15 protein-coding genes and 1 riboswitch are annotated in these 14,899 nt (G+C 65.4%); of the genes, 13 read left to right on the forward strand and 2 right to left on the reverse strand.

Going from position 1 to position 14,899, the window contains the following annotated elements; translation table 11 throughout:
• Window positions 1–224 precede the first annotated feature (224 nt).
• The 11 genes from QZY03_RS29500 (at window position 225) to QZY03_RS29550 (ending at window position 10,744) form a co-directional block, all read left to right on the forward strand.
• The gene (locus QZY03_RS29500) at window positions 225–620 is read left to right on the forward strand and encodes an HIT family protein (protein ID WP_295587549.1); all 396 of its coding nucleotides are present in this window, start codon (window positions 225–227) and stop codon (window positions 618–620) included.
• A gap of 131 nt (window positions 621–751) precedes the next feature.
• The gene (locus QZY03_RS29505) at window positions 752–1,321 is read left to right on the forward strand and encodes a zinc ribbon-containing protein (protein ID WP_295587551.1); all 570 of its coding nucleotides are present in this window, start codon (window positions 752–754) and stop codon (window positions 1,319–1,321) included.
• A gap of 73 nt (window positions 1,322–1,394) precedes the next feature.
• A riboswitch (glycine riboswitch) is annotated at window positions 1,395–1,520 on the forward strand.
• A gap of 252 nt (window positions 1,521–1,772) precedes the next feature.
• The gene (gene gcvT / locus QZY03_RS29510; protein WP_295587553.1) at window positions 1,773–2,864 is read left to right on the forward strand and encodes a glycine cleavage system aminomethyltransferase GcvT; all 1,092 of its coding nucleotides are present in this window, start codon (window positions 1,773–1,775) and stop codon (window positions 2,862–2,864) included.
• A gap of 69 nt (window positions 2,865–2,933) precedes the next feature.
• Window positions 2,934–3,326: a glycine cleavage system protein GcvH gene (gene gcvH, locus QZY03_RS29515; protein ID WP_295587554.1), complete on the forward strand. Its 393-nt coding sequence runs from the start codon at window positions 2,934–2,936 to the stop codon at window positions 3,324–3,326.
• Window positions 3,327–3,333: 7 nt separating this feature from the next.
• Window positions 3,334–4,746 (forward strand): aminomethyl-transferring glycine dehydrogenase subunit GcvPA, encoded by a 1,413-nt coding sequence (gcvPA, locus tag QZY03_RS29520; RefSeq protein ID WP_295587556.1) that lies wholly within the window; start codon window positions 3,334–3,336, stop codon window positions 4,744–4,746.
• 67 nt (window positions 4,747–4,813) lie between these two features.
• Window positions 4,814–5,311: a thiol peroxidase gene (tpx, locus tag QZY03_RS29525; protein ID WP_295587559.1), complete on the forward strand. Its 498-nt coding sequence runs from the start codon at window positions 4,814–4,816 to the stop codon at window positions 5,309–5,311.
• A gap of 93 nt (window positions 5,312–5,404) precedes the next feature.
• Window positions 5,405–6,865: an aminomethyl-transferring glycine dehydrogenase subunit GcvPB gene (gene gcvPB / locus QZY03_RS29530; RefSeq protein WP_295587561.1), complete on the forward strand. Its 1,461-nt coding sequence runs from the start codon at window positions 5,405–5,407 to the stop codon at window positions 6,863–6,865.
• 1 nt (window position 6,866) lies between these two features.
• On the forward strand, window positions 6,867–7,238 hold the full coding sequence (locus tag QZY03_RS29535) for a diacylglycerol kinase (RefSeq protein WP_020507713.1): 372 nt from the start codon (window positions 6,867–6,869) through the stop codon (window positions 7,236–7,238).
• A gap of 212 nt (window positions 7,239–7,450) precedes the next feature.
• Window positions 7,451–8,281, forward strand: coding sequence for a hypothetical protein (locus QZY03_RS29540; protein ID WP_295587564.1), 831 nt, complete (start codon window positions 7,451–7,453; stop codon window positions 8,279–8,281).
• Between the two features lie 13 nt (window positions 8,282–8,294).
• The gene (locus tag QZY03_RS29545) at window positions 8,295–9,761 is read left to right on the forward strand and encodes an SUMF1/EgtB/PvdO family nonheme iron enzyme (RefSeq protein ID WP_295587566.1); all 1,467 of its coding nucleotides are present in this window, start codon (window positions 8,295–8,297) and stop codon (window positions 9,759–9,761) included.
• A complete protein-coding gene (locus tag QZY03_RS29550) occupies window positions 9,758–10,744 on the forward strand; it encodes a PfkB family carbohydrate kinase (protein ID WP_295587568.1) in 987 nt (328 codons plus the stop codon). The genes QZY03_RS29545 and QZY03_RS29550 overlap by 4 nt, the downstream gene beginning before the upstream one ends.
• Here the strand turns inward: QZY03_RS29550 and QZY03_RS29555 are convergent.
• Both QZY03_RS29555 and QZY03_RS29560 read right to left on the reverse strand, forming a co-directional pair.
• The gene (locus QZY03_RS29555) at window positions 10,741–11,586 is read right to left on the reverse strand and encodes a transporter substrate-binding domain-containing protein (protein ID WP_295587570.1); all 846 of its coding nucleotides are present in this window, start codon (window positions 11,584–11,586) and stop codon (window positions 10,741–10,743) included. The two genes, QZY03_RS29550 and QZY03_RS29555, sit on opposite strands and share 4 nt — an antisense overlap.
• The gene (locus QZY03_RS29560) at window positions 11,583–12,881 is read right to left on the reverse strand and encodes an ABC transporter substrate-binding protein (RefSeq protein WP_295587572.1); all 1,299 of its coding nucleotides are present in this window, start codon (window positions 12,879–12,881) and stop codon (window positions 11,583–11,585) included. Before QZY03_RS29560 ends, QZY03_RS29555 begins: the two co-directional genes overlap by 4 nt.
• A 131-nt stretch (window positions 12,882–13,012) precedes the next feature.
• Here QZY03_RS29560 and QZY03_RS29565 point away from each other — a divergent pair, with 131 nt between their 5' ends.
• Window positions 13,013–13,579, forward strand: coding sequence for a Sua5/YciO/YrdC/YwlC family protein (locus QZY03_RS29565; protein ID WP_295587574.1), 567 nt, complete (start codon window positions 13,013–13,015; stop codon window positions 13,577–13,579).
• Between the two features lie 84 nt (window positions 13,580–13,663).
• Window positions 13,664–14,710 carry a cyclopropane-fatty-acyl-phospholipid synthase family protein gene (locus tag QZY03_RS29570; RefSeq protein WP_295587576.1) on the forward strand — a complete coding sequence of 349 codons (1,047 nt, stop codon included), beginning with the start codon at window positions 13,664–13,666 and terminating at the stop codon, window positions 14,708–14,710.
• Window positions 14,711–14,899: the final 189 nt, after the last annotated feature.

Consider the following 14,899-nt stretch of genomic DNA (forward strand, 5'->3'; position numbering starts at 1 on the left):
CAGTGCCTGCCGGGCCAGAGGCAGGGCGGCGGTGAGGGTGCCGTGGATAAGCTCGAAGTCGGCGCGGTCCTGGTAGAACCAGGCGGCGGGTGCCAGTGCCTCGGGCCAGTAACAGGGTTTGACCCAGCAGCCAGATCGCGTACGTGGGGCGCAGCTTGCGGAAGCTCTCGCCTACCTTGATGATCAAGGCCCACACACCGAAATCCCACGCCGAAGCTAAGGCCATGTTCGCCATTCACCCCCAACTCCTCGCTGACTGCCATGCTCTGGGGCGGCTGCCCGCGACGCATCTGTTGTTGCACAAGAACGCCGCCGTTCCCTGGTGCATCCTGGTTCCGGAGACTGATCTGGCCAACCTGCTGGACTTGCCCGTCGCCCAGCGCGACGCGGTGCTGGCGGACTGCAAGCGGGTCAGCGATTATCTGGTTGGTTCCCTTGGCTGCGCCAGGGTCAACGTCGCCTGGATCGGCAATCTGGTGTCGCAGTTGCACATCCATGTGATCGGACGGAACCCGGCGGATGCGTGCTGGCCTAAACCGGTCTGGGGCCACCTGGAGCGGACCCGTGACTACAGTCCGGCGCAGATCGCGGCGATCCGCGCCGGAATCGGCGGTGCCTGAATCCGGGCACGGGCGGATGCGCGACCTTTGCTGGTTGCGAAATCCGCTCCATCACGCAAACTAAGCCTAAGATCAACAATGCGCCCCCGCGAGCGACGGGATCTCCACCGACCAACCAGACGGAGCACTCTATGACCGATCCGGATCAGAAACAGCCTGGTGAGACGCCAGTCGACAAGATGGTGAAAGCCTACGAGGAGATGCTCAAGTACACCCAGGAGACCCTGGGGCAGGCTGGGCAGGAGACTGTCCCCCGGTTTCGGGAGTTACTGGACATGGCGCGGGACAATATGGTGGAACTCGGCGAGTTGACCCGGGAGGAGGCCACCAAGGTGTCCGAGTATTTGCGCCGGGACGTCGAGGATGCAGCGACCTATATCGCCGAGACCGGCCAGAACATCCATGACTGGTGGCGCTTCGACCTCGAGTTGATGGAACAGCGGATGATGGATATGTTCGCGCGGGCGGCGGACCAGACCAGCCTGCAACTCGCCCAGTGGGCCGAGAACGCCCGCCAGTTCAGCCTGTATCAGGCCGGAGAGGTCACCGGCCCCGGTACCCTGGTGTGCGACCGGTGCGGGGCCGAGACTCACTTTGTGCAGGCCGGACGCATCCCGCCGTGCGCTGATTGCGGCGGCACGGCATTCAAGCGCAAGGAGCAGGCCGCGGGGACCGGGGCGTCCGGATCGTCCGAACCTTGAGTCCGGGTCCGGGGGTGAGGCGTCAGCCGTCGCTGGAAATTCAATCACGGCGCCCGTATAGTCACGCTTCGCGTCATGCCCCGCGGGAGAGACCGGATCTTCAGCGACGATCGACCTTAGTTGAGTCTGCTGTAAGGCCCGGCGCCGAAGGCGCAACACCGCCCGGAATCGCTCAGGCATCAGGGACCGTGGGGCTCAAGACCGACTCTGGAGAGCGGTTGCCGTCTGCCCGTCAGGCCGCAACCCACCGATGGGGCAGCCGGCCCCGCGTGAATCATCCGTTGCTTGGGGGTGTGCTTTGCCCCGCTAACCGGGTTGCTTCACGCCGAGCCGCAAACTCTCAGGTCCAGGACAGAGGGGCGATGCCACGGGTTCCCAGTGCCCCTAGGCACCGTGCTGTCGCGTCGTTTTGATCCTCGCGGCGGATCCGCCTGATCTTTAGGAGAGTCGAATGGGATTGCGTACCCCCTTGTTTGCTGAGCATGAGCGGCTCAATGCCCGCATTGTGCCATTTGGCGGTTGGGACATGCCGCTGCACTATGGTTCCCAGCTTGAAGAACACCATGCGGTGCGTCGCCGGGCAGGGATTTTCGACGTCTCCCACATGCAACCGGTGGATATCACGGGTTCCGGGGCCAGCGCGTTTCTGCGCCGGCTCCTGGCCAATGACGTGGTCAAACTCAAAGACCCCGGCAAGGCGCTCTACAGTTGCATGCTCAACGAGCAGGGCGGAGTCGTGGATGACCTGATCTGCTACTACCGGGGTCCCGAGCGCTACCGCCTGGTGGTCAACGCCGGCACCGCGGATAAAGACCTCGACTGGATGCAGGCGCAGGCGGTGGGGTTTGATGTGCATATCGACCGTCGCCGTGACTTGGCGATGATCGCCATTCAGGGACCGCAAGCGCGTGCCGTCGCCGCTGCCCTCCTGCCGGCCGACTGCCGCGACGCGGCCCTCGCGATAGCACCGTTTTTTGCCGCCGATGGGGCGCGCTGGTTCGTCGGCCGCACGGGGTATACCGGTGAGGACGGCTTCGAGGTCATACTGCCAGCCGAGGATGCTCCGGAACTCTGGCAGGGCCTGATCGCCGCCGGGATTCAGCCCTGCGGCTTGGGTGCGCGTGACACGCTGCGGCTGGAGGCCGGCATGAACCTCTACGGCCAGGACATGGACGAGACCGTTGGTCCCCTGGAGTCCGGTCTCGGCTGGACCATCGCGTGGGAGCCCGCGGAGCGTCGGTTCATCGGTCGCGAGGCCCTGACCGCGCTGCGCGACAACCCGGCGCGACGCGACTTCGTGGGTCTGTTGCTGACCGGGCGGGGGGTGTTGCGCGGCCATCAGCAGGTCTTGAGCGATGGGCGCCCGGTCGGCGAAATCACCTCCGGCGGCTTCGCGCCGACCCTGGAGCGGTCGATCGCGCTGGCGCGGGTCGCGCCTGGGCTTGGTGCGACCTGTGCGGTCGACATCCGCGGCAAGGCTGTACCGGCGCGGGTGGTCAAGACCACCTTCGTGCGTCACGGCAAGCCGGCCCAGGCATTGTAGGCGATTGACTGAAATCGTTTTGGATTTACAGCGATGGCCGGCCCCGCCGGCCCATACCGGGAGAGAACCATGAGCGCAGTCCACGCTGACCTTCACTACACCAAGACCCACGAGTGGGTGAAGGTCCATGGCGACGGCACCGCCACGGTCGGCATTACCGACCATGCCCAGGAGGCGCTGGGCGACATCGTCTTCGTTGAGACCCCGGAGGTCGGCCGGCAGGTGGATGCCGGTGACGGTTGCGCCGTGGTCGAGTCGGTGAAGGCCGCGTCTGATATCTATACGCCCTTGGCGGGCGAGGTGGTCGAGGTGAATGCGGCACTCGCCGACACGCCGGAACTCATCAATCAGAGTGCCTACGGTGACGGCTGGATCTTCACCCTGCGTGTCGCCGATCCGGGTGCCGTCAGCGGTTTGCTCGATGCCGCCGGTTATCAGGCGGTGCTGGACGCGGAGGTCTGAGTCCGACATGCCCTTCGTACCCCATACCGACGAAGACGTTGCCGCGATGCTCGGCGCGATCGGCGCCGCCACCATCGACGACCTGTTCGACGAAATCCCGCGCGAACTGCGCATCGGCGAACTCGCCGCCATTCCCGCGGGGATGGCTGAAATGGATATTACCCGGTTGATGCAAGCCCGGGCCCGTGCCGATGGCCAACCGCTCTGCTTCATCGGCGCCGGGGCCTATGACCACCACATCCCGGCGGCGGTGTGGCAGATCGCTTCCCGCGGTGAGTTCTACAGCGCTTATACGCCGTATCAAGCGGAGGCGAGCCAGGGCACCTTGCAACTGCTCTACGAATTCCAGTCGATGATGACGGCCCTGACCGCGCTCGACGTGTCGAATGCCTCACTTTACGACGGAGCCTCGGCGCTGGCGGAGGCGGTGCTGATGGCGGTGCGCGCCAACCGCAAGGCCAAGTCGAACCGGGTGCTGGTCCCGCGCGCCCTGCATCCGGCCTATCGGCGGGTCTTGCGCGGGATCGTCGAATCCCAGGGGATCGAGGTCATCGAGGCCCCCTTCGACCGCCAGGGTGGGCATACCCCGGTCGCGGCGCTGGACGCTCTGGTCGGTGACGGCGGCTTTGCCGCGATCGTCATCAATCAGCCGAATTTCTTCGGTGTGATCGAAGACGTGGACCTGTTGACCGATTGGGCGCACGCCCAGGATGTACTCGTGATCGCCGTGGTGAACCCGATTGCCCTGGCGTTGCTCAAGGCACCGGGGGAATGGGGCGCGGCCGGCCCCAAGCGGGGTGCGGACATCGCTTGCGGTGAGGCCCAGCCGCTGGGGATGCCGCTCTCCTCCGGCGGGCCCTATGCGGGCTTTCTTTGCTGCAAAAAGGACCTGACGCGCCAGATGCCGGGGCGAATCGTCGGCCGTACCCTGGATCTGGAGGGCAAGCCCGGCTTCACCCTGACACTCCAGGCGCGAGAGCAGCATATCCGCCGCGGCAAGGCGACTTCCAACATCTGTACCAATCAGGGGTTGCTGGTCACCGCCGCCACCATTCATCTGGCGCTGCTGGGTTCGGCGGGTCTGGAGCGGGTGGCTGCGGCCTGTCACGCCAATACCCGCCGGCTTGCGGCCTTGCTGTGCGAGATCCCTGGGGTGGAACCCCGGTTCGATCGCCCCATGTTCCACGAACAAGTGCTGCGTCTGCCCGCCCCGACCGCGGACTTGTTGCATGCACTGGCCGCCCACGGTGTGTTGGGCGGATTCGATCTGGGTCCGGATTATCCGGAACTGGACCCGGCACTTCTGGTCTGTGCAACCGAGTTGCGAACCGAGGAGGAAATGCAGCGCTACATGACGACGCTGGCTCGGGTGATCGCCGCAAGGACGCAGGCGAAGTGCCCGGTGGAGCCGAAAATCTAGCCGTGTTGCGTAGACTTGCGACCCGCCATCAATGATCCGCCAACCCAACCACCACTGGAGATGACATATGGCCAAGACCGCCCTGCAAGGTAATCCCGTCAGCCTGTCCGGCGACCTGCCCGCCGTCGGCAGCCAGGCCCCGGACTTTCAGCTTGTTGCCAAGGACCTGGGTGACAAGACCCTGGCTGACTTCGCCGGGAAGAAGAAGCTGCTGAACATCGTTCCGAGCCTGGATACCGGCGTCTGCGCCGCGTCCACCAAGAAGTTCAACGAGGCCATGGCCGGCAAGACCGACGCGGTCGCACTGGTCATTTCGGCCGACCTGCCGTTCGCCATGGGCCGCTTCTGTGACGCCGAGGGCATCACCAATGTCGTGAGCCTCTCCATGATGCGCTCACGCAATTTCGCAAAGGACTATGGCGTGCTGATCACCGATGGGCCGCTTGCCGGCATCACCGCCCGCGCCGTCGTGGTGCTGGATGCCGGCAACAAGGTCGTCTATACGCAGTTGGTCCCGGAGATCACCCAAGAGCCGGACTACGACGCGGCACTGGCCGCGCTCTAGTCATTCGCATAACCGGTGAGGCCAATGGGCCTCATCGGTCCTGCCGCGTCCTGTGGTCTGCGCAGTACTCAACCGAACCGAAACTAGCCGCACATGCTGATCCAAGAACAATCCCGACCCGGCCGCCGTGCCGCCGCTCAGGCGCCACTCTATTCTGCAGAGGTGTCCGACATTCCGGTCAGCGCCCGCCGCGCTGCCCCGCTGGTGTTGCCGGAGGTCTCGGAGCTGCAGGCGGTGCGGCACTACACCCGGCTGTCGCAGAAGAACTTCTCCATCGACACCCACTTCTATCCGCTGGGCTCCTGTACCATGAAGTACAACCCGCGGGCCTGCAATACGCTGGCGATGCTGCCGGGCTTTCTGGCGCGTCACCCCGCGGCCCCGGACAGCCACGGCCAAGGGCTGCTGGCCTGTTTGTTCGAGTTGCAGGAGATGCTCAAGGAGGTCACGGGGATGCATGCGGTGTCCTTGGCGCCGTCTGCCGGGGCACAGGGCGAGTTCGCGGGTGTCGCCATGATTCGCGCCTACCATCGCGCCCGCAACGACAGCGCCCGCACCGAGATCCTGGTGCCCGACGCCGCCCACGGCACCAATCCCGCTTCAGCGGTGATGTGTGGTTTCGTGGCACGGGAGATCCCGACCGGGTCGAACGGGGACGTGGACATCGCGGCCCTGCGTGAGGCGGTCGGCCCCCAGACCGCGGGCATCATGCTCACCAATCCGAGTACGGTCGGCGTCTTTGACCGCAATATTGTGGAGATCGCGGGCATCGTTCACGCGGCCGGGGGGCTGCTCTATTATGACGGGGCCAACCTCAATGCCATCCTGGGCAAAGTGCGGCCCGGTGATATGGGCTTCGACGTCATTCATATGAACCTGCACAAGACCTTTTCCACCCCGCACGGCGGCGGCGGTCCAGGCGCTGGTCCGGTGGGTGTCTCCAAGCGCCTGGAGCCCTTTTTGCCGGTGCCCCTGGTTGTCCAGGACGGCGATGACTATCGCTGGGTGAGTGAACACGAACGGCCTCAGTCCATCGGCCGGCTGACCGCCTTCGGGGGCAACATGGGTATCCTGCTGCGCGCCTATGTGTATGCGCGGATGCTCGGGCGCGAGGGCATGAAGCGGGTCTCCGAGTTTTCGACACTCAATGCCAATTATCTGATGACCCGGCTCAAAGCGGCGGGATTCGATGCCGCCTACCCGCAACGGCGCGCCAGCCACGAGTTCATCATCACCATGAAGCGCGAGGCGCGCGACCTGGGCGTCAACGCCATGGACTTCGCCAAGCGCCTGCTCGATTATGGCTTCCATGCCCCGACCACCTATTTCCCGCTGCTGGTGCCGGAGTGTCTGTTGATCGAACCGACCGAGACCGAGACCAAGGAAGAACTCGACGACTTCGTCGCCGCGCTGATCGCCATTCGCGAGGAGGCGCGAACCAACCCGGAGCTGGTGAAAGGCGCCCCTCATACCATGCCGGTGCGCCGGCTTGACGACGTGCGCGCGGCGCGGCAATTGGATCTGGCGTGGCGGTCTTCAGCCAATTGTACATAGTATGGCCAATCAGAACGTTCGGGGCTGGCGGCGGCTCATTTACGCCTTCGGCTATTCCATGGCGGGGTTCAAGGTCTGTTTCGAGGCGGAGGAAGCCTTCCGTCAGGAGTTATTCCTCTTAATGTTTCTCGCCCCACTCGGGTTGTGGCTGGGGGAAACACCGATCGAGCGCGTGCTGTTGGTCGGTTGCCTGTTGATCGTGCTCATCGTGGAACTGCTCAACTCCGCCATTGAGGCCAACGTGGACCGCGTCGGTATGGAGCGGCACGAACTGTCTGCCCGCGCGAAAGACATCGCCTCCGCCGCGGTCTTCATGAGTTTCGCGTTGACCGTGTTGACCTGGGGGCTGATCCTGCTTCCGAAGTGGTTTTAAGCGTTCCTGAAGCGGGCACGGTGCGGCGCTTCTGCGAACAACTTCACGGCGGCGGCACACGCGATCCAGTATTGGGTAGTTGGTAGACGCCGCGCTGTCAGGCGGTCGCGCAGAGGGGTGGGTTCGGCTGATCGCGCGGTACGCGTTTTCCAAGTGGAGTCCAGTCACCCTGGACTACAATGCACCATCGGCCGCGATCGGAGATTACTTCAGTGACATACAGCGACATTCCGCGCCTGTTGACGATGACCATCGTGTGGCTGTTGTTGCTGGTGTGGTCCCTCATCGCCGATCGCAGCGGCTGCGTGGCGACCTTGGGGATATGGGTCGTTTTTTCCATTATCGTGTTCGTCTCCGGTATTGAGAGCGCGCTGGCAAAGCGACGCGTGTTTCTCACTGAGTGCCTGGAGCCGCGCACTTTCCTGTTTCAGTTGTTACAGCGTCGCTACCTGCTTGTTGCCATCGAGATCCTCACGTCTGCCGTGCTGGCCCTGCTCCTCATGGTGAGTGCGCTGAGTTTTGCGTCGCGTCATTGGTCGTTGATGTTCGCCGACGTCCTGTTGGTGTCACTGTTGCTGCCGCGGTTCTACGGGGCTTTCGCCGGGCAGTTGCGTGAGCCTTACCGCTATGTGACCGCCCGCCGTTGGGCCATGTGGGTCAGTACCCTGTTCCTGTGGTTGGAGTCCCTCCTGGTCCTCGTGTTCACGAACGAGGAAAACTTCATTGGGCTGCGCTGGCAGGAGGTCATTAGCTATGGGAGTACGCGATTCGATCTCCCCTGCGCCCCGGTCGCAGCGATGGCCTCGCTGGTTTCGGCCCTGGATGATCTGGGACAATGGTCGGCGCAGAATCTGGCGCGCAGCCTTCAGGATCTTCCTCAGGCCTTCATGGCTTCCGCCAGTCTGTTCGTTTACGTCGTGTTGTCGCTCTTGCTCGCTTACGCTTATAGTCGTGCGCTGATCGGTGTGGTTGGGCGACCCTGGACCATGTGGCGCATCGAGCCGCGCGAGAGCGCAGTGATTGCGGGTGACGGAGCCGGTTGATGCTGATGACTGTATGAACGAACAAACCGATCGCATTGAGCTTGCCGACACCGGTGGCACCCTTGAGTTGCGCAACCAGCTTGAGCAGATGCGCCGGGATGCGGCAGAAGAAATTGCGCGCCTCAATCGCAAGTTGGCCGAGCGCGAATACGCAATGGAAAGCACCGTTTCTTCCGCGACCGAGCGGCAGGCGATGCAGCAGGAACTCACTACCCTGAGGCATTCACTGGGGGAGCGGGGTAAGACACTCGATCGGATCACAGGTGAGTGCCGACGACTTGAAGACGAGTTGGAGGACCGGCATCAGGAGGCTGATGCGCTCAAGAATGAGGTCCAGCGCAAGGAGGCTTCGCTCAAGGCCGCGCGCGATGAACTCCAGCGGCTGCGGCGTCAAATGGCCGAGATTCAAGAGCAGTCGGTTGATATCGCGGCAGTCATGAATCAGGCTCAGAACCCCAACCTGCTGGCCCTCCCGCCCGCGGAGCCGGATATCTCGCCAAGTCCCGTGCCCCAGGTGATCAGCTTCTCGGCTGGATTGCTGTCGGGACTCGCCGTGATTGCCGTCGTAGCAGCGTTCCTGTGGGGTGGCCTCAGCCTGGAGTTGCCCCGCTTCTGGGAGCGTCCCCCGACCGCGTCGGTTGAGGAGAGCACATCCGCAGACCCCGTTGCGGTTAGCGCGGTCCCGGCTTCCGATCAGCCCGAAGAGGGTTTCACGCTCATCCCCGCGATGTCGGTTGGTGCGTCCGCCGAGCCGCCGCCGACACTGCGCGACCGGCTGCGCGGCGGTAGCCTGGGGCCGACCATGGCCGTGCTGGCGGGCGGCATGTTCCGGATGGGGCAGAACAGTATGGGCGGCAGTGACAGCGGACCCGAGCATGAGGTCCGAATCCTTCCCTTCCTGATCGGTGTCTACGAGGTCACCTTTCAGCAGTATGACGGGTTTGCGCGCGCCACCGGGCGGCCGTTGCCCGAAGCCTTTGGCTGGGGACGCGGAACGCGTCCGGTGGTGGCGGTCTCCTGGTCCGACGCCCAGGCGTACGCTGACTGGCTGACGCGTCAGACCGGCAAACGTTACCGTCTGCCAAGCGAGGCCGAGTGGGAGTTTGCCGCGCGCGCCGGAGTGCGCAGTTCCTACCCCTGGGGGTTCAGCATGGAGCGCGGCAGGGCCCTGTGTTTCGACTGCGGCAGCCAGTGGGACAATCGCTCCACCGCGCCGGTCGGCAGCTTCGCGCCGAGCGCCTTCGGGCTCTACGACATGGCTGGCAACGTCTTGGAGTGGGTCGCTGACTGCTATACGGCAAGCTATGACGGTGCTCCGGCCGATGGGCGTGCGCGGGTCGATGGCGGTTGCGCCAATCGCGTCGCCCGCGGCGGTGCCTTCAACAAACCGGCCGCGTCGATGAAGACCCATGTGCGGGCCAAGTTTCTCCCTGAGAGTCGGCTGAACATGCTGGGGTTTCGGGTTGCGCGCGATCCTTGAACACACGGCATTCGGAACAGCAGGCGGCCGTGCGGGATTCCCCGACTCGGCGGCGCATACTCGGCGTCGGCATCGCCACCCTCGACCTGATCAATACGGTGGCTGTCTATCCGCCGGAGGACGCCGAGGTGCGAGCCGCGGCGCAGCGCCGCGCCAGGGGCGGCAACTGCGCCAACACCCTGGCCGTATTGGCTGACCTCGGCCATGCGTGCGCCTGGGCCGGGACGCTGGCCGAGGACGCGGGCGGCGCCTTTCTCCAAGCCGATCTCAGCGCACGGGGTATCGATTGTCGCCAGGCCGTGCGCGTCCCCGGCGGAATCAGCCCCACCTCCTATGTGACCCTGAGCCAGGCGACCGGCAGCCGCACCATCGTGCATTACCGCGATCTCCCGGAACTGGACGCGGCCGCCTTCGCGCGCATTCCCCTGGACGGCTGGCACTGGATTCACTTCGAGGGGCGCAATCCGCATGAGACGGGGCAGATGTTGGCGCGCTGTCGTCGCGCCTTACCGCGGGTTCCCCTGTCGGTCGAGCTTGAAAAGCCCCGATCCGGAATTGAATCCCTGTTACGCGGTCCGGACCTGCTGCTGATCGCACGCGGCTTCGCGCTGGCGGACGGCGGTCCGGGGGTTGCCGATGATCCCCGTGTTTATCTCACTGAGCTCGCGAAACGGACCACTGCCGACATCCTGGTCCTCGGCTGGGGTGAAGCGGGGGCTTGGCTGCTGGTGCGCGCTACCGCGCCACTGCATCTGCCCGCTTCTGTGCCTGAGCGGGTTGTCGATACCCTGGGTGCCGGGGACGTGCTGAACGCCGGGATGATCGACGGGTTGCTGCGTGGCGCGTCCCCTACCGATGCCTTGACCCGCGCCATCGCGCTGGCGGGTCTCAAATGCGGGCGGTCAGGTTTCGACGGACTGGCAGCAGCGATACGGCGAACTGAAGCGGGTGATGATCAGGGCCAGCCGGGGCCGGATCGCTAGTGCTTCCGTGCTGCTGGTGCCGTGGGGCGGTTGATTTCGGTAGGGACTGTGGAGGGGGTTGCGATCGGGGTCGGCCCCTGGCTGTCCTCTTGAAACCAGCGGTGCGCCAGGTGTCGGAAGACCCCGTTCTCGTCCAAGGCAGCAACCGCGGCGTCCAGGCGGGCGAGCAGGTCCGGGGCATCCGGACGTACCGCGACACCGGGTCCGTCGCCTGACAAGCGCGGGTCCGCGGGCGGCTGACCGACGAAGGCGAAGCCCCGGCCCTGTTCCTTGCGCAGAAAACCCTGGTCCAACAGCAACTGTCCCCCGAACACCAGATCCAGACGTCCCAGCAACAGGTCCAGCAAGGCGTCGTCGGTGGTACTGTAGCGCACCAGCCGCGGCTGATCCGGGTAGGTCTTCACCAGATAGTCGTCGGCGGCGGTGCCGCGTCGCACGCCGATGCGCTTGCCCTTGATCGCGTCCGCATCGATCTGCCCGAATCGATCGGTGCGTGCCACGAAGCGCCCCGGGCTGCGGTGGTAAGGTCGGGTGAATCCGATTTGGGCAGGCGGTGCGGCGGTGACCGACAGGGAGGCGACGGCCGCGTCGAGTGATCCGTCCTGGACCTTCGCGAGCAAGTTATCCCGATCCACGGGAACGAGTTCGCACTGCACGCGCAGGTGCGCGCACAGCGCCTGCGCCACGTCGCGGTCGAAACCCCGTAGCGCGCCGCGCGCCTCGACGAAGTTTTGCGGCGCTTCCCGGCCGACCACGCCGATGCGCAGGCGCTCGGGAGCGGCCCAGGCCGAGCACCCGAGCAGGGTGAGGAGCAGCCAGGTGGTGAGCCGAGTTTGCGTCACCAGGCTGTCCCGTTCTGACTCAGGGCGTCGAGCGTGCGTTGCAGCCCCGTCAGCGCCGCGTCCGGTGTCGCATCGCCGCGCAGCACCGCGCGTACGGCGGCGGCAAAGGTCGCGCTCACCTCCGGGTACTGCGCGCCGGTTGGCGTCGATGGACGCGCGATCAGGTTGGGCAGGATCGGGGCCAAATCCGCAAGCAATGGACGGGCCGCGATCAGTTCCGGGTCCGTGTAAAGGTCCGCCAGCGTCGGGTTGAAGCCGGCGTCCAGGGCGCGGCGTCGCTGGACCACGGCACCGGTGAGGTAACGCACCAGGCCCGCGGCCTCCGTGGGGTGACGACTGTAGCGCGACACCGCCAATTGACCACCGCCCAGGACGGAGGCCGGTGCGCCCGCGCCCTTGGGCAGCGGGGCGACCGCGATGCGCTCGGCCACCGGAGTCTGCTGGTCTTGCAGGGACGTCCAGGCCGTGGACCAGTTGCGCATCAAGCCGGCCGCACCCGCCCGGAAGCCGTCCAGGTTGTCGTGCGGCGTGGCCGTGAGGGCGGCCGCCGGGGTGATGCCGCGGATCCAATTCGCCGCCCGTTGCAGGGCGAACTGGGCCCTGGGGTTGTTCACCGAGACCCGGCCGTCGGGCTCGACCAGAGTCCCCCCGCCTTGGCTGCTGATCCATTCGATGGCGGTGGCGGTGAGCGCCTCGTCCTCGCCGCCGGGCCAGGCGAAACCCCAGAAGCTGGTGTTACCCAAGAGCCGTTGCGCCTCCTGGATGCGCCGGGCGGCATCCTCGAGTTCGCCCCAGGTCCGGGGAACCTGAAGGTTATAGCGGGCGAGCAGATCGGAGCGGTAGTAGAGGAGGCCGAGCTCCAGGTACCAGGGCAGGGCGACCAGGCGCTCACCCAGCGTCGCATTGCGGATGAGTGGATCCAGGAAGTCGGACGCGCTGGGGTCTCCTGGGTTGTGATCCGCCTCGTTGTGATCGGCGATGAGGGGTTTCAGATCGGCCAGGTGCGCGCCGAGTTGTCCGCACCAGAGGGCGTCGATTTCCAGCACGTCCAGTTCCGGGGCGCCGACCTGGAGTAGGTCCAGATAGCGGGCCAGCCGCTGCGCATCATCGGTCGGCGTGGTGATCACCTGCACCCGATGGCCCGTCTTGGCCTCCCACTCGCCGACGGCCCCCTTGCACAGGGCGGTTTCCTGGGCGGTGCGGCCGCAGGCGATGGTCAGGTCCAGGGCGTGGGTGACGCCTGGCCCGGCGGCCAGGATGCAGGCCATGGTGAGGACCGGGAACAGGCGGGTCAAGCGCAAGTCTCCATGACGATTGGGGCGGGCGGGGTGACGTTCGGATTATCGGCAGTCGGCGGACGGTGCGTCCCGCTAGAATAAACGAGTGACTTGGTTCCTGTCCGCAATCCGCTACGATAATGATCGATATGAATGCCGCCTTCCTCAATCACCGACTGCGCCTCGCCGCCCGCGTCATCGCCAACGGGGGGGTGATCGCCTACCCGACCGAGGCGGTTTTTGGACTGGGGTGCGACCCCTGGGACGGTGAGGCAGTGGCGCGCGTTCTCGCGCTCAAGCGCCGCGACCCGGCCAAGGGTCTCATCCTGATCGCCGCCGAGCCGATCCAGTTACTGCCATTCGTGGTCGACCTGCCGGCCGTGCGGATGGCCGAGATCTTGGCCTCGTGGCCGGGTCCCAACACCTGGCTGATGCCCGTGCGGCCCCGGACACCGGACTGGCTTACCGGCCGGTTTGACACCCTGGCGGTGCGGGTCACCGCCCATCCGCTGGCCGCCGGCCTGTGTCGCGCCTACGGCGGCGCCATCGTCTCCACCAGTGCGAACATCGCTGAGCGCCCGCCGGCCCGTTCGGCCCTGGGGGTGCGGCTGGCCCTGCCCGGCGGACCGGACCTGATCCTCGGCGGCACCTGTGTCGGGGCCGGCCGGCCGTCCACGATCCGCGACGGGCACACCGGGCGGGTCCTGCGGGCCTGATCGGGGGGCAGGGCTTGGCATTCCGCGTTGGCGGCAATACCTTGATGGATTATGAGGTATCCAGGCAATCAGGGGGACGCAGAGATGTTCGACGCAACCGCAACGGCAATCCGCTGGGTGGAACAGGGCGTCGTGCCCGATGGGGTGACGCGTAGCGGCATTCGCGCGCTGCTGCGCCAACGGCTTGCCACACTCCCGACACAGGATTGCGAGGCGGCTGCTGATGCCGTGCGCGCTTTCGTCGCCTGGATGGATGCCGCGCCGATCGCCGCGGTCCCGGAACTGGCTAACGCCCAGCACTACGAACTGCCGCCTGAGTTTTTCGTCGAGGTCCTGGGGCCGCGGCGCAAATACAGTTCCTGCCTGTGGTCGCCGGGGGTCGACACCCTGGCGCAAGCGGAGGAGGCGTCCTTGCGGGTCACCGCGGAACGCGCCGGTATCAGCGACGGCATGGAGGTCCTCGAAATGGGTTGCGGTTGGGGCGCGTTCAGCCTCTATGTGGCCGAGCGCTTTCCCAATTGCCGGGTGACCGGGGTCTCCAACTCACAGGGGCAACGCGGTTTCATCGAGGGCCAGGCGCGGGAGCGCGGGATCGGCAACCTGACCATCATCACCGCGGATATGAATCAGTTCCAGGCGCCGGGGCGCTATGACCGCGTGGTCTCGATCGAAATGTTCGAGCACATGCGCAACCACCGGCAGTTGTTCGCCCGCGTGCATGACTGGCTCAAGCCCGGCGGGCGCTTCCTGATGCATATCTTCGTTCACCGCGCCCACCCCTATGCCTTCGAGGATCAGGGACCAAGCGACTGGATGAGCAAGTATTTTTTCTCCGGTGGAATCATGCCGAGTGACGACTTGCCGCTGCACTTCCAGGACCACCTGCGGTTTCTCTCGCGTTGGCGCTGGGATGGCCGCCATTATGAACGCACGCTCAACACCTGGCTGGCGCAGATGGACGCTGCCCGCCCTCGGGTCTGGCCGATTCTGGAGCAGACCTACGGGGCCGCTCAGGCGGGCGTCTGGTGGGTGCGCTGGCGGCTGTTTTTCATGGCCTGCGCCGAACTCTTCGGTTATCGCGACGGACAGGAGTGGTGGGTCAGTCACTATCTGTTCGAGCGGCCGGTTTGACACGACCAGGGTGACAGCAAGCGCTCCTTAAGAAACGCCTTTGGCGTCTCGGTCGTTGTCGTTGTCGTTGTCGTTGTCGTTGTCGTTGTCGTTGTCGTAATCGTAATCGCAATCGTAATGGTAATCGAAGACGCGATGGGCATAAGCAGCATCCTCGTGGGTATCATAAACTCGACAACGACAACGACA

Origin of the sequence: uncultured Lamprocystis sp., assembly GCF_903933125.1 — a bacterium.
Lineage (GTDB): Bacteria > Pseudomonadota > Gammaproteobacteria > Chromatiales > Chromatiaceae > Thiodictyon.

Excerpts from the sequence above, each read along its gene's own strand:
- QZY03_RS29500 (WP_295587549.1), top strand. The coding sequence starts at position 225 with ATGTTCGCCATTCACCCCCAACTCCTCGCTGACTGCCATGCTCTGGGG.
- QZY03_RS29505 (WP_295587551.1), top strand. The coding sequence starts at position 752 with ATGACCGATCCGGATCAGAAACAGCCTGGTGAGACGCCAGTCGACAAG.
- gcvT (WP_295587553.1), top strand. The coding sequence starts at position 1,773 with ATGGGATTGCGTACCCCCTTGTTTGCTGAGCATGAGCGGCTCAATGCC.
- gcvH (WP_295587554.1), top strand. The coding sequence starts at position 2,934 with ATGAGCGCAGTCCACGCTGACCTTCACTACACCAAGACCCACGAGTGG.
- gcvPA (WP_295587556.1), top strand. The coding sequence starts at position 3,334 with ATGCCCTTCGTACCCCATACCGACGAAGACGTTGCCGCGATGCTCGGC.
- tpx (WP_295587559.1), top strand. The coding sequence starts at position 4,814 with ATGGCCAAGACCGCCCTGCAAGGTAATCCCGTCAGCCTGTCCGGCGAC.
- gcvPB (WP_295587561.1), top strand. The coding sequence starts at position 5,405 with ATGCTGATCCAAGAACAATCCCGACCCGGCCGCCGTGCCGCCGCTCAG.
- QZY03_RS29535 (WP_020507713.1), top strand. The coding sequence starts at position 6,867 with ATGGCCAATCAGAACGTTCGGGGCTGGCGGCGGCTCATTTACGCCTTC.
- QZY03_RS29545 (WP_295587566.1), top strand. The coding sequence starts at position 8,295 with ATGAACGAACAAACCGATCGCATTGAGCTTGCCGACACCGGTGGCACC.
- QZY03_RS29565 (WP_295587574.1), top strand. The coding sequence starts at position 13,013 with ATGAATGCCGCCTTCCTCAATCACCGACTGCGCCTCGCCGCCCGCGTC.
- QZY03_RS29570 (WP_295587576.1), top strand. The coding sequence starts at position 13,664 with ATGTTCGACGCAACCGCAACGGCAATCCGCTGGGTGGAACAGGGCGTC.